Here is a 13,032-nt window from a genome sequence, read left to right as displayed (position 1 = left end):
CGTCAGACGCGGGGATTCTGGCCGGCCAGCAGGCCCTTCAGCCGCGCGCGGGTGATGCGCTGGTTGTCGAAGTACCAGGGGTTGTCCTGGTCCCTTCCACTGAGGGACCAGTCGCTCTGCTCGGAGAGCCAGTCGACGAAGGAGGCGCGGTCCGGGAACACGGCGATGGCCTCCTTTGAGCCGCCAGGCGTCTCGAACACGGGGTAGCCGTCGTACACGTGGTCGTAGATGTACCCGCGCGCCCGGTGGAAGAACCCTGTTCCGCAATAGTCGACGTGGTCGTAATGGAGCTGGCCCAGCGCGTCCGCGACCTGGCTGGCGAGCTTCCTGCCGTAGGGCCTCTTCCGCCAGTAGACCCACAACTTGCGCCCGATGTTCACGCGTGTCCCCTCACGAGAGGGCACTCACGATACTCCAGGCCTCACGCCACCCGCTCGACGCGCTCCAGGAACCGGTCGAACGACGCCTCCACCGCCGCGCGGCCGCCGCCCAGGATGTTGCGGCCCCAGGTGTAGCCGTACACGTCCTCGAACGCGTAGCTGTCCAGCAGCGCGCGCATGTGCCGCACGTCGGCGGCCCGCATCGGGAGGTAGTTGGGGTAGCTGTACATGAAGCTGACATGGCGCCGGTCGGACACGACCTGCAGTGCGTCGCCGGGGAACAGCGCGCCGCCGCCGCGAGGGCCCTGCGTCCAGTGCAGCGCGGTGCTGCCGGGAAAGTGCCCGCCGCAGCGCAGCAGGGTGACGTCGCCGGACAGCCGGCACGTGTCGCCGCGCCAGAACTCGATGCGCCGCGACGGCCGCTGCACCCACTCGCGGTCCGCCTCGTGCACGAAGATGGTGACGTCGCCCAGGGCCTCGCTCCACTCCACCATCGACGAGTAGAAGTGCGGATGGGAGATGGCAATGGCCTCGACGCCTCCGCGAGCCCGGAGCGCGTCCACCGCTGCGTCCGTCACCAGGCTGACGCACTCCCACAGCAGCTTGCAGCCGCTTGCCGGCACGTGCAGCGCGCGCTGGTTGATGGCGAAGTCCGGCGCCAGGCCGATGCCCAGCAGGCCGGCGTCGTCCTCGAGCCGTGACTCGAAGGTCTCGGCGAGCGCCGCGTGCGTCTTCCAGCGCTGGCCGTTCCAGCCGACGTACTGGCGCTCGTCCTCGCAGATGGCGCAGCGCGCGGGCGGCGCGGCGGTGTCGGCGTACTGGGTACCGCAGGTCTCGCAGATGTAGCAGGGCATGGGGGCTCCTCGGGACGTCTTGATGGCACCACGCTAGGCTTGGACTGGACCCATGAATGGGCCAGATTCGGTGAAACCCATGGAGCCAGTCTTCCCCTTCGCCCTGGAGCTTCCGACGCGGGGCCAGGGCCGGCGCACGCAGGCGCTGCACCGCCAGCTGCGCGAGGCGATTCTCGACGGCCGCTACCCCGCGGGCGCGCCGCTGCCGGCCACGCGCCAGGTGGCCGCCGCGCTCGGCGTGGCCCGCAACACCGTGGTCACCGCCTACGACTTGCTGATGGCCGAGGGCTATGTGCTCCCGCGCCGGGGCGCGACGGCGGTGGTGGCCGACCTCGCCGCGCGCCGTCCGGCCCGGGGCACGCCCCGCGCACCGGGACGTGATGCCACGCGCATCAGCCCCAGCTGGCGCACCGCGCCGTTCCTGGGCCCCAGCGCCCCCGCGGACCTGCCGCCGCGCAGCTTCCGCGTCGGGGTGCCGGAGCACCGGCACTTCCCGCACGACACCTGGCGGCGACTGTCGGCGCGCTCGCTGCGCGCGTGGGCGAAGGCGCCCTTCACCTATCCGCCCACCGAGGGCCTGCCCGAGCTGCGCGAGGCCATCGCCCAGCACGTCGCCTTCTCCCGCGCGGTGGTGTGCACGCGCGATGACGTCATCGTGACGTCCGGGGCGCAGCAGGCCTTCGACCTGCTGGCGCGGCTGCTGGTGACACCGGGCGAGACGCGCGTGGCCGTCGAGGAGCCGGGCTATCCGCGGCTGCGCGCCGCGTTTGCCGCCGCTGGAGCGCGGCAGGTGCCGGTGCCGGTGGACGACGAAGGGCTCCGCGTCGACCGCCTGCCCGGAGACGTGCGCGTCGTCAGCGTCACGCCCTCACACCAGTCGCCGACCGGCGTCGCGCTGTCATTGTCGCGCCGGCGTGCGCTGCTCGACTTCGCCCGCGCCCGGGACGCGGTGGTCATCGAGGACGACTACGACGGCGAGTTCCGCTTCGCCGCGCGCCCCCTGGATGCGCTCCAGACGTTGGATCGCGACGCGCGGGTCTTCTACGTCGGCACGTTCTCCAAGAGCCTGTTCCCCGGCGTGCGCATCGGCTTCGTCATCGCTCCGCGCTGGGCGCGCGACGCGCTGCTCGCCATCAAGCAGTGCAGCGACGCCCACTGTGACGCCGTCGCGCAAGCCACGCTCGCCGCCTTCATCCGGGACGGCCACCTCGCGCGTCACGTCCGCCGCATGCGCCCCATCTACGCCGAACGCCGCACCGCGCTGCTCGCCGGCCTGCGCCGCCACCTCGCCGACTGGCTGGAGCCGATTCCCTCCGAGGCCGGGCTGCACCTCGCCGCGCGCGTCCTTCAGCCCGAGCACGCCGCGACGCTCTTCGCCACCGCCCGCCACTACGCTCCGGGCGTGCAATCCATCACCGAATACTCGCTCACCCCACCCGAGCAGCCGGCGCTGTCGTTCGGGTACGGGGTGATGGAGGCGGAGGAAATCACCAGTGCGCTGCGGCGCTGGGGTGGAGCGCTGGCGCGGCGGTAGCGGGAGGCTACGGCGTGGGCGCGGACACAGCGGCGCCCGCGGCGGGCTTCCCGCCGGGAATCCAGTGGATGGCCTGGGCGGCCTCGGGCACGTTCTGCTTCAGCTTGTCGCAGGGGACCTGCACCATGGCGAAGTTCTTCAGGTCCTTGGCGTTCTGGTGGAGGAAGCAGCTCTCCGTGCGCGGGTCGATGACGTAGCTGTAGAGCCTGTCGACCTCGATGACGGTGAACTTCTCCTGGCCCGAGAGCTGGGCCTGGGCGACCTGGGCATGGGGAAGACAGCCCGAGAGGGCCAGCACGGCGGCGGGGATGAGCAGTGAGCGCATGAGCGCGCATGCTACCCGTTGATGGCGGACAAGTCCTTGCTGCTCAGGCTTCCTCGTCGGGGAGGAGCGTGCGGAGCAGCTCGTCGTCGGGACCGAGCGGGCGCCAGCCGGGTGGGGGCGGTGTGTCACGGAGCGCTTTCCTGGCTTGCTCGACGCGTTTCTCGTGGGTGTATGGGGTGTACGCGGACCATTGGCCGATCACGATCGCGACATTCAGGCGGGCTTCGTCGTCCATTACGGTCGGCCAACCATCAGGAAGAACTTCTGACAGCTCGCGCACGAAACAATCCCGCACGAAGCGAGTGACCTTCCTGCGCTGCTGCGCTTCTTCAAGCAGTTCATTGAACACCTGCACCCCGGCGACGTCGTCCTTGCCGAGTTCCTCTGCCAGGGCAATCAGCGGCACGGCAGGGCGCGCCTCGGCGAAGGCGGTGAGCGAGTCGTAACCCCGCTCACGGACCCGCTCATACAAGCGCGCCTTCCAGTTTCCCTGCCAGGAACGCCCATCGGTCATCGCTTGCTCGCACGAGTGAATGTCATCGGGATGTCGTAGCGTTTCATGTTCTGCGCGACGATTCTGAGGATCGCGTTCCGAGTCAACATCTTGCTCGCCTCAGTCTCGGCCTCGCGCAGCGCCTTCATGATTCGCTGATTCCATTCGTCCGGCCAGGTTCGCCCCAGGCGCCAGTTGCCACCACCATGAATCGCCTCGTGGTGCGCCCGCTCCATCCTGACGCAGAACTGGTCGATGTCCATGTCTCCCCTGAAGCCGCGCTTCGCGAACCACTCACGGTGCTCTTGTGGAAGGACATGATGCTTCGGCGCTTCTGCCATGCCAGCCCCCGCGCGTCCGGTCTGTCGCATGGCACGGACCTCGGGCCCGTCACCCAGTGCGTCGCGCACGCCCTTCGGCAGGTCCTGGTTCGCCTGCGCCATCAGCACCTGGCCGCCATGGATGCGGACAGCGGCGCTGACGGCAGGCATGGAGATGACGCCCGCCTTCACGAGCTGGCGCATCATCTCCACCCACTCGGCGGAGACGACCAGCCGCGAGCCCATCATCACTCCCCCCGACCCCATCACCAGTCCCACGCCCAGCGTCGCGGGCTTCGCAGGTGGTAGCCGCGGCAGCGACAGCTTCAGCGTCGAGACCAGGGTGAGCATCTCCACGAACTGCGCCGCCGCGATAGCGCGGTCGGCGCGCTCCATCGCCATTCGTGCGCCGTCGCGGATGGAGCCGAACTCGCGGGTGAGTTGCCCCATCAACGCGGGCATCGCGATGGCCGCGGCCTCGACCCGCTCCAGGTCGCGCGACGCGAGCGCGGCCAGGGTGGGGTCCATCAGCCGCTGCACGCGGTGGAGGTCCATGAACAGCGTCTCGGCGCTGTAGGCCGGGCACTGACGGAGCACGGCGTCGGCGAGGTGGAGGAAGTCGAGCCACGCGGCCACCAGCATGGAGCCGGACATGGCCGCCTGGAGCCGAGGGCCCGTCATCCGGAGCAGGCCCAGCTCCATGTCGGCATCATCGACTTCCAAGGCCGCGGTCGTCAGCGCGGTGACGCCACCGAGCGTCCCCTGAATCCATGGCAGCTGGTTCGAGCCATGGTCGAGGTAGCGGGTGAAGGCGCCATTGACGCCACTGAGGCCCCGGTTGCCCAGGCCCGGAGGAAGCGCCGCAAGCCTGGAGAGCGCGCTGGCGACATCGCCAGTGGAGCCGCGCACGCCGTCAACGGCCTCGAGGACCGCTCGACGCGTGGGCATGACGCCCTGCCGCCCGTCTCCAACGGCTTCCTCACCCCGTCCTTCTCTCGAAGCGTACGCAGCGGCACCCTGCCGGAGGTCGCTCCGGAGAACCCTCGGACCGGACGATGGAGTCACCGACGCGCAGCCCGTCATCAGCAACACGAGCCAGAGCCACGGTACTGCCCAACGGCGAGTCCCCATCGTGCGCGCCTCCTGGAAGTGCCCCCGGATGGCAAGGGGGCAAAGCCAGTAGAACCTGCTCGGCGCATCCGTGGCGACAGGCCGTGCTCCCAGGCACGAGCCCTGAACCGTCAGCTCGCGGTGGCCGCCGTGTCCTTGCGCAGCGTGAAGAAGGCCACCTCGGGCTCGCTGCCCCGGCGCAGGTACGGCCCGCCGAAGCCGAAGCCCAGCCCGCGGTTCACGTACAGCTGGTTGCCATTCACGTGGTAGTGGCCGCTGATGTACGGCTGGCCGGCGCGGCGGAAGATGGCCTCGGTGAGGCCGCGCACCACGAACTGGCCGCCGTGCGTGTGCCCGGAGAACTGCACCAGGCCCGCGTGCGCGGGGAGCTTGTCCACCGTGGGCGGCGCATGCGTCAGCACCAGCCGCGTGCCGGACTCCGGCGCGCCGCGGAACGTCGCCTCCACGTCGTCGCGGCCCGTGCGCCCGTCGTCGATGCCCAGCACCGTCACCGGCGCGCCCTTCACGTGCACCACCCGGTGCTCGTTCTGCAGCACCGTGTAGCCCAGCCGCTCGAAGCCCTCGCGGATGTAGGGGCCGTCCACCCAGTGGTCATGGTTGCCCAGCACCACGAAGACGGGGCCCTTCAGGCCCGCCAGCAGCTCGCGCACGCGCGGCAGCGGCTTCGGGCTGTGCGTCACGTAGTCGCCCGTGAGGAACACCATGTCCGGCGCCTCCGCGTTGACGGCCTCCACCGCGCGGCGGATGCGGATGGCGGACGTCGCCTGCCCCACGTGGACGTCCGACAGCTGCGCCACGCGCAGGCCGTCGTGCTCGGCGTGCATGTGCCTCAGGAAGAAGACGTTCTCCGACAGGGAGAAGTGGTCCCTCCAGCGCAGCCGCCGCTCCGTGCGGAAGGGGTCCGCGCCACTTCGGGCCACCAGCTCGTTCCGGCCTCCCTCGATGACCTCCAGGTGGGGAGAAGCGGCCTGGGGGGCGTAGGGAGCGGTGCGGCGGGCGAGGCGTCTCAGGCGCATTCGGGGCGATTCCTCCGTGCCAGGGGGCTGCTGAGTCGAGCGGCTCGATTCTAGGGGAGCCGGTGGGGGTGGGATGAAGCAGGTGCGCCACGCACGCCAGCCCTGCATGCAGCCGGCGCTCGGGGCGACGGAGAAACGCCCGCGATTTCAGGAAGATTCCTTGCCGGACCCGGGCATCCTTCCACCACTGGACACACGACCGGGGGTGGCGCGGTGACGGCATCGGGCGGGGTTGCTACACACGCTGGGACGATGACCCCGCGGCTCGGGTCGGCCCAGGACGTGGGACCGGACGTGACAACGCCACTAGTAGGAGGAGGAAGCGGACGGCAGCGTCCTCGCGATGACTCGCGGCCCGTGGCGCTGTCCGAGCTGATGGCCTCCGTGCCCCTGGGCATGGCCATCATCGGCCTGGACCTGCGCTACGTGGAGGTCAGCGAGGCCATGGCCGCCATGAACGGCCTGCCACGCGAGGCCCACCTCGGCCGCCTCATGGCGGAGGTGCTGGGCAACGAGCCCTCCGCGCGCGACGTGCTGCGCCGCGTGCGCCGCGTGCTGGAGACGGGCGAGCCGCTGGTCGGCGTGGAAATCGTCCACCGGGAGCCCGGGGGAGGGGTGGAGGGCACGCGTGTCTACCGGGCGAGCTACCACCCGCTGCGCCGTGAGGGCGAGGTCGTCGCCGCGTCCATCTACGTGGAGGACATGACGGAGCGCCGCCGGGTGGAGGCGCAGCGGGACGCGGGCGCGGCGCGCGAGCGCGCGGTGCGCGAGCAGGCCCTGCGGGAGACGCAGGAGGCCGTGCGCGCGCGGGACGAGTTCCTCAGCGTCGCGGCGCACGAGCTGCGCACGCCGCTCACCAGCCTGCGGCTCCACCTCCAGCTGCTCCAGCGCCAGGTGGGCGTCGCGCAGCCGGCGCTGTCGGCGGAGCTGGCGCCCCGGGCGCAGGTGCTGGAGCGGCAGCTGTCCCGGCTGGGCAGCCTGGTGAACACGCTGCTGGACGTGTCCCGGCTGGCCGCGGGCAAGCTGAGCCTGGAGCCTCGCGAGCTGGACCTGGCCCAGATGGTGCGGCAGATGGTGGACGCGTTCGCCGAGGAGTTCAGCCGCGCGGGCAGCGCGCTGTCGGTCCACCTGGACGGGCCGCTGATGGGCTCGTGGGACCCGCTGCGCGTGGAGCAGGTGCTGGTCAATCTATTGTCCAACGCGGTCAAGTACGGCGCGGGCCGGCCGGTGGAGGTGTCCCTGGCGGGCGAGGGCCACACGGCCGTGCTGGCCGTGAAGGACCACGGCATCGGCATCTCCGAGGACGGCATGGCCCGCCTGTTCGGCAAGTTCGAGCGCGCCGTGTCGGAGCGGCACTACGGCGGGCTGGGCCTGGGGCTCTACATCACCCGGCAAATCGTCGAGGCCATGGGCGGCAGCATCACCGTGCGCTCGGCGCAGGGGCAGGGCTCCACCTTCATCCTGCGCCTGCCCACCTGGCCCCAGCCGCCGCGCCAGCCCGAGGCGCGCTGAAAAACGCGAAGCCCCGAGGTGCCAGCGGCACCCCGGGGCGCGTCACGGCGGTGGAGCCACCGTGGAGGCCGCTCAGTGGCCGCGGAGCATCAGCAGCTTGCCATTGATGCTCACGAAGAGGGCCGACGGGGCCACCGTCGGGTCATAGATGAGCTGCGACACGCCACCGCCCGGCATCCCGGACACCCGCTCCAGCGTCTTCTGCGGCGTCATGCGCCACAGGCCGGAGTCGGCGCCGATGAAGAGCGAGCCGTCATCCGTGGCGGCCAGCGCGTTGATGCGCTGGAGCCCCGCGTCCTCGGAGACCTTCGTGCCCTGCTGGGCCTGGTTGGCGGGACGGGTGAGGGTCACCTTCCACAGGCCGTAGTCCTTGCTGCCCAGGTAGTACGTGCCGTCCTTCGTCTGCGCGGCGGCGCGCCAGTAGTCGAACTCCTCCATGCTGTTGAGCTCGGGCAGGTACGAGGACTCGACCTTCATCACGTTGACGGACTTGTTCATGTTGTCCCAGTCGCCCAGCTGGGGCGTGGGCGTGACGATGCCGAACATCCAGTCGTTGGCGATGAGGACGTCCCCGTCCTGGGCGATGCCGAGCCCGTAGTTGTAGCCCGCCATCTGGCTGCCGTCCCGCAGCCACACCGCGTGGCGGTGGCTGTTGTACTCGAGCCCGCGGATGCGGGTGACGCCGTGGTTGGAGCCCACGTACACGTCGCCCGCGTCACGGCCGCGCATGACGCGGATGCAGCTGTAGATGCTGCGGTCCTCGTCGTAGTGGTGGTCGTTGCTGTTGCGGATGCCGAGGTTGTCCAGGTCCGCCAGCTTGCGGGGACCCGTCTGGACGCGCGGGTTGCCCTGCTCGTCCTTCGTGTTGCGCACGGACTGGTGCAGGTGCTCCTCGAGGACGATGCTCCCGTTGGTGTCCAGCTTCACCACGTCCACGTCGCCCTGCGTGTAGTACTGGAGCCGGCGAGGGCTGTACACGTAGCACGTGGGCGAGGACGGGTAGGGCTTGTAGCACTCGCCGGGGCTGACGATGTAGTTGGTGTGGAGGCCGGGGAACTCGTCGTCCGCCCCCAGGTCATACGACTGGTAGCCCACGTACGCGCGGCCGCCGCTGCCGCCGCAGATGACGGTGGACGCGGTGGCCTTGTTGTCCCGCCCGAAGCCCCCCGCGGCCTGGCCGATGGGCGAGCTCGTCCAGATGAGCTGCTTGGTGTCCGCGCGCAGCACGCCGATGCGGTCGCCGTTCAGCAGCCACACGTTGTGCGCGGCATCCACGCCGAACTGCCTGAACCCCGAGGCCCCGTACCTGGCCGTGAGGTCCACCACCGTGTCGATGGGCCACGGGCCCGGGGTGAGCTCCGGCTCCGTGGTGCCACCGTCGGTGCCCGCGTCCGTGCCCGCATCCGTGCCGGTGCCGGCGTCGGTGCCCGCATCCGTCCCGGCGTCGGTGCCGGCGTCCGTCCCGGCGTCCGTCCCGGCGTCGGTGCCCGCGTCCGTGCCGGCATCCGTCTGCGGAGGCGTGCCCGCGTCAGTCTCCTCCGGGCGCTGCTCCGGAGGAGGGTTGATGTTCTCTCCCGGATTGGGTGGGGGAACAGGTTCCTCCGAGCCACCGCACGCCCACGCCGTCACCACCACCACCCCGATACACGCGCCCAGCAGTCGTCGAATCACCGAATCCTCCCTGCCCCGGCGCAAAGCAATCCGCGTACCGGGCCCGCAGCGCCCGCCTGCCCCCGGACGCGGGCCCTGGAGGGAAGAGTTCTTCCCACCGTGGAGCCCGTGCGCGTCATGGGCGGAAAAGACGACGGGCCCACCTCCCCGGAGGGAGGCGGGCCCGCGGGCCTTCAGGAAGCGCGTGTAACGGTTACTTCAGCTCCTCGTTCACGTCCTCCTTCACTTCCTTGCCCTTCTGCTCGGCCTTGTCCTCGGCCTTGTCGGCGTCCTTCTTCAGCTCCTCGGTGCCGGAGCCACCGGTGCCGGGCTGCTTCTTCACGTCCTTCTTCACGCCCTTGGGGCTGGTGGCGCGCAGCTCCAGGGCGACAATCTCCTGGCCCTCGAGCTGGAACTTGGCGCGCACCTGGGCGCCCTCGGGAATCTGGTCGGTCTTCTCCACCTTCTTGCCGTCCAGCATGAGCACCGTCTTGTCACGCACGTCCAGGTCCGCGTCGGGCAGGCCCGGGCGGGCGATGCTCACGCCGTCCGCGGTGGCATCCTTCATGGTGCCCCGCAGGTTCATGGCGTGCTCCATCTTGAAGGTGCCCTCCTCCTCGGTCTGCACGCCCGTCACGTCCTTGGCGGCCTTGCCGATGCCGGGGCCCACCTCGGTGGCGTCGATGCCGGTGTCGAGCTTCTTCTCCGTCTTGGGGCCCGGCACCTGCTTCTGCGACGGCGGCGCTTCCGGAGAAGCGGTCTGCGCGAAGGCGGCGGTGCCCATGCAAAGGGCCAGCGTGGCGATGAGCTTCTTCATGGTTCCCTCTCCCTCAGGTCAGGTCTGATGACTGACTTCTGGGAGCAAGGGTGGGGAGGCTCTCATCCCACGCCAACCCGCCCGCCCTGGCCTCCGCCCTCCCCGACTGGAGGGCAGGCAGGCACGGCGGACGGCGCTCAGGCGGCCTGGCTCAGGCGCTTCACCGTGGACAGCAGCTCCGACAGGTCCAGCGGCTTGCGCAGCCAGCCGGCGACCTCCAGCTCCTCCGCGGCGCCCTTCACGTCCAGGTCCGCGCTGGCCACCAGCACCGGGATGTCCGACAGGTTGGAGTCGTGGCGCAGCGCCTCGCGGAAGGCGAAGCCGTCCATCCTCGGCATCATCAGGTCCAGCAGGATGAGGTGCGGCGGAGACTCGACCTGGCGCAGCTGGGCCAGCGCTTCCAGCCCATCCGCGGCGAGGAGGACGGCGTAGCCCTCCAGCTCGAAGACGTCCTGGAGCGCATCACGGATGTCCAGGTCGTCGTCTACGACCAGCAGTGTCTGAAGCGGTTGCACCAGGTCCTCCAGTGGACCGGGGGACTGAAAGGACCCGCTCCATACCCGGCACTAGATGTGTCCGAAGTGGCGCGGGCGGAAGCGGGGGGCGAGCGTTCCCGGGCACGAAGTGCGCGATACAGGACGTCTGAAGGGTGCCAACTCCCTCGGGAATCCCCGTCACGTGTCGCTGGCACGGCAAGCGGCCCCGTGGGACGAGCCTGTAGCCGGATGGATCATCCTGCACGCGGGGCCGTATTTGCAACATGATTGCAAATATGAACGCGAAGGGTGGAATCCTCAAAGCACCATGAATCATTGAGTTGCGGATAATTCCTTGGAGCGGGAGCATGCCGGTGGCCGCCTGTCCTCCGGGCGGGCGGCCATCACCCTCACCAGGAGTGGTCCCCCATGCAGGTCGTCCTCCCCCCCGCCCGCCGCAAGCTGCTCGGCGCGATGCTCTGTTCCCTCACCGTCGCGGCCTGTGGTCCGGCTCCCGAGCCCGAGTCCAAGGGCAGCGACACGGCGGCTCCCGCGACGGGCACCCAGGAGCAGCCGGTGGTGTACGGGACGGACAACCGCACGGACGTGTACGCGCACGCGAACGCCACCCTGCGCGCCCGCGCCCAGCAGTCCACCGTGGCGCTGATGAACCCGTCGGACTTCACGGTGAACCCCTCCAGCGGCGCCGTCACCTTCAACGCGGACACGCTGCAGAGCGCCTACAACCTCTGCTCCAGCCAGCGCTTCCTGTCGGACCTGACGCCGGCCTTCTGCTCGGGCACGCTCATCGACGATGACCTGGTGCTCACCGCGGGCCACTGCATCACCAGCGCGTCGGCCTGCACCGGCACGCGCTTCGTCTTCAACTTCTACCGCAACGGCGCCGGCAGCATGCAGCCGGTGACGTCGCAGGACATCTTCTCCTGCCAGTCCATCGTCGTGCGCCAGCAGGCCACGGTGGGCGGGCGCAACCTGGACTACGCCATCGTCAAGCTGGACCGCGCGGCCACCCCGCGCTTCACCCCGGCCCCCATCCGCGCGGGCAACGCCGCCCTGCCGGTGGGCACCAGCGTGACGGTGATTGGCTCGGGCAGCGGCATCCCCTTCAAGATTGACGACGGCGGCTCGGTGCGCGACGCGCGCGCCGCCACGCTGGACTACTTCGTCTCCAACATGGACACCTTCGGCGGCAACTCGGGCTCGGGCGTGTACGAGAACGGCGGCTACACGGTGGCCGGCATCCTGGTGCGCGGCGAGACGGACTACGTCTCCAGCGGCAGCTGCAGCATCGTCAACACCTGCACGGAGACGGGCTGCCGCGGCGAGGACATCACCTACGTGCGGCCCGCCGTCGACGCGTACTGCGCGGTGGCCACCAGCACGCGGCTGTGCGCGGGCTATCCGCCGCCGCCGACGTCGGTGAAGTTCACCTACTCGGCCACCAACACCAACAGCGCGCAGCAGAACACCACCAACCACAACGTCACGCTGGCCGCCGGACAGACGCTCAACTTCGGCACCTGCACGGTGCCCGGCGCCACCGGCACCGGTGATACCTGGCTGCGCCTGTACAACAGCGCGGGCGTCCAGCAGGCCTCCAACGACGACGCCTGCGGCGTGCTGTCCTACGCCAGCTTCAAGGCGACGGTGGCCGGGACGTACCAGATTCGCGCCGGCTGCTACTCGAGCAACACCTGCAGCGGCACGGTGGCGTACACCATCCAGTAACGGCAAGGGCTCGCGCGGGCGGTGAAGCGGCCGCCCGCGTTCCCGGCCGGCGTGCGGCGGCGGCTCCAGACGAGGGGCCGGCGCGTCGCACGCGGGGCTCGGGGCAGGGGCGGGCCCGCCACCCCGCGAGGGGGCAGGGCGGGCCTCGCCACTAGACGCAGCGGTCGCAGAGGCCGCGCAGCTGCACTTCCACGGCGCGCTGGGACACGGTGCGCGGCACGCCCTTCGAGGAGGCGATGCGCACCGACTCCTCCGGCAGGCAGGCCACCGTGCCGCAGTCCGTGCAGGTGAAGTGCGGGTGGCTGCTCCCGTGCTCCTCCCCCGCGCGCTTCAGCTCGAAGCGCCACACGTGGTCCCCCAGGTCCGCCCGCACCACCAGCCCGGCCTCGGTGAGGTCCGTGAGGTTGCGGTAGATGGTCACCCGGTCATAGCCCTCGTCCCCCAGCGCATCCACCAGGTCGGCGTGGCTCATCGGCGAGGAGGCGGACTCCAGCTCCCTGAGCACGGCGACCCGGGGCGCGGTGCTCCGCAGCCCCGCGGAGCGGATGCGATCCTGGAACTCGGTCAGCTTCGGCTGCACGGCGATTCTTTTCGCTCCCATGATGTCCTTTCGAATAACCGATCCGCCAAACACTTTCACCCCGGTCCTGACCTGGAACGTCGTGTTCAGACGCTTCAGTTGAGACACCCCTGCGGGTCAGTCTCGACTCCCTGGAGGTGTTGTTAGCAGAGTGGCGTCCGTGAGTCTGGTGTAACTGTTGTACAGAAGAACTTC

The 13,032-nt window shown here is 70.1% G+C and carries 13 protein-coding genes; 3 read left to right on the top strand and 10 right to left on the bottom strand.

All coding sequences use genetic code 11. The annotated features are described in order from the left end of the window. Positions 1 to 2 precede the first annotated feature (2 nt). Together LXT23_RS21710 and LXT23_RS21705 are read right to left on the bottom strand one after the other, a co-directional pair. A complete protein-coding gene (locus LXT23_RS21710; RefSeq protein ID WP_253982132.1) occupies positions 3 to 404 on the bottom strand; it encodes a hypothetical protein in 402 nt (133 codons plus the stop codon). Positions 405 to 421: 17 nt separating this feature from the next. Beyond that, entirely contained in the window at positions 422 to 1,234 is an 813-nt protein-coding gene (locus tag LXT23_RS21705; RefSeq protein WP_253982131.1) for an MBL fold metallo-hydrolase, read from the bottom strand. A gap of 79 nt (positions 1,235 to 1,313) precedes the next feature. On the opposite strand from LXT23_RS21705, the gene pdxR reads away from it, so the two are divergent. Then, positions 1,314 to 2,768, top strand: a complete 1,455-nt coding sequence (gene pdxR / locus LXT23_RS21700; protein WP_253982130.1) for a MocR-like pyridoxine biosynthesis transcription factor PdxR — start codon at positions 1,314 to 1,316, stop codon at positions 2,766 to 2,768. Positions 2,769 to 2,775: 7 nt separating this feature from the next. Here pdxR and LXT23_RS21695 read toward each other — a convergent pair whose 3' ends face one another. From LXT23_RS21695 to LXT23_RS21680, 4 genes are all read right to left on the bottom strand, one after another. Continuing rightward, entirely contained in the window at positions 2,776 to 3,093 is a 318-nt protein-coding gene (locus LXT23_RS21695; RefSeq protein WP_253982129.1) for a hypothetical protein, read from the bottom strand. Positions 3,094 to 3,136: 43 nt separating this feature from the next. Next, complete coding sequence (locus LXT23_RS21690; RefSeq protein ID WP_253982128.1) at positions 3,137 to 3,607, bottom strand: NUDIX hydrolase; 471 nt, start codon at positions 3,605 to 3,607, stop codon at positions 3,137 to 3,139. Next, on the bottom strand, positions 3,604 to 4,854 hold the full coding sequence (locus tag LXT23_RS21685) for a DUF2380 domain-containing protein (RefSeq protein WP_253982127.1): 1,251 nt from the start codon (positions 4,852 to 4,854) through the stop codon (positions 3,604 to 3,606). The genes LXT23_RS21690 and LXT23_RS21685 overlap by 4 nt, the downstream gene beginning before the upstream one ends. Positions 4,855 to 5,147: 293 nt before the next feature. Continuing rightward, entirely contained in the window at positions 5,148 to 6,053 is a 906-nt protein-coding gene (locus LXT23_RS21680) for a metallophosphoesterase (RefSeq protein ID WP_253982126.1), read from the bottom strand. Between the two features lie 357 nt (positions 6,054 to 6,410). Between LXT23_RS21680 and LXT23_RS21675 the strand changes: the two genes are divergently transcribed. Next, positions 6,411 to 7,565 (top strand): sensor histidine kinase, encoded by a 1,155-nt coding sequence (locus LXT23_RS21675; RefSeq protein ID WP_253982125.1) that lies wholly within the window; start codon positions 6,411 to 6,413, stop codon positions 7,563 to 7,565. Between the two features lie 72 nt (positions 7,566 to 7,637). Here LXT23_RS21675 and LXT23_RS21670 read toward each other — a convergent pair whose 3' ends face one another. From LXT23_RS21670 to LXT23_RS21660, 3 genes are all read right to left on the bottom strand, one after another. Beyond that, positions 7,638 to 9,236, bottom strand: coding sequence for a ligand-binding sensor domain-containing protein (locus tag LXT23_RS21670; RefSeq protein ID WP_253982124.1), 1,599 nt, complete (start codon positions 9,234 to 9,236; stop codon positions 7,638 to 7,640). A gap of 193 nt (positions 9,237 to 9,429) precedes the next feature. After that, positions 9,430 to 10,032 carry a hypothetical protein gene (locus LXT23_RS21665; protein ID WP_253982123.1) on the bottom strand — a complete coding sequence of 201 codons (603 nt, stop codon included), beginning with the start codon at positions 10,030 to 10,032 and terminating at the stop codon, positions 9,430 to 9,432. A gap of 137 nt (positions 10,033 to 10,169) precedes the next feature. Further along, positions 10,170 to 10,547 (bottom strand): response regulator, encoded by a 378-nt coding sequence (locus LXT23_RS21660; RefSeq protein ID WP_253982122.1) that lies wholly within the window; start codon positions 10,545 to 10,547, stop codon positions 10,170 to 10,172. A 390-nt stretch (positions 10,548 to 10,937) separates the two neighbouring features. Here LXT23_RS21660 and LXT23_RS21655 point away from each other — a divergent pair, with 390 nt between their 5' ends. Continuing rightward, positions 10,938 to 12,257: a trypsin-like serine peptidase gene (locus tag LXT23_RS21655; RefSeq protein ID WP_253982121.1), complete on the top strand. Its 1,320-nt coding sequence runs from the start codon at positions 10,938 to 10,940 to the stop codon at positions 12,255 to 12,257. A gap of 151 nt (positions 12,258 to 12,408) precedes the next feature. Here LXT23_RS21655 and LXT23_RS21650 read toward each other — a convergent pair whose 3' ends face one another. After that, positions 12,409 to 12,858, bottom strand: coding sequence for a Fur family transcriptional regulator (locus LXT23_RS21650; protein WP_253982120.1), 450 nt, complete (start codon positions 12,856 to 12,858; stop codon positions 12,409 to 12,411). Positions 12,859 to 13,032: the final 174 nt, after the last annotated feature.

Origin of the sequence: Pyxidicoccus xibeiensis (genome assembly GCF_024198175.1) — a bacterium.
GTDB classification, from domain to species: Bacteria; Myxococcota; Myxococcia; order Myxococcales; family Myxococcaceae; genus Myxococcus; species Myxococcus xibeiensis.
The sequence above is the reverse complement of the archived record's forward strand: the minus strand, read 5'-3'. Positions and strand labels throughout refer to the sequence as shown.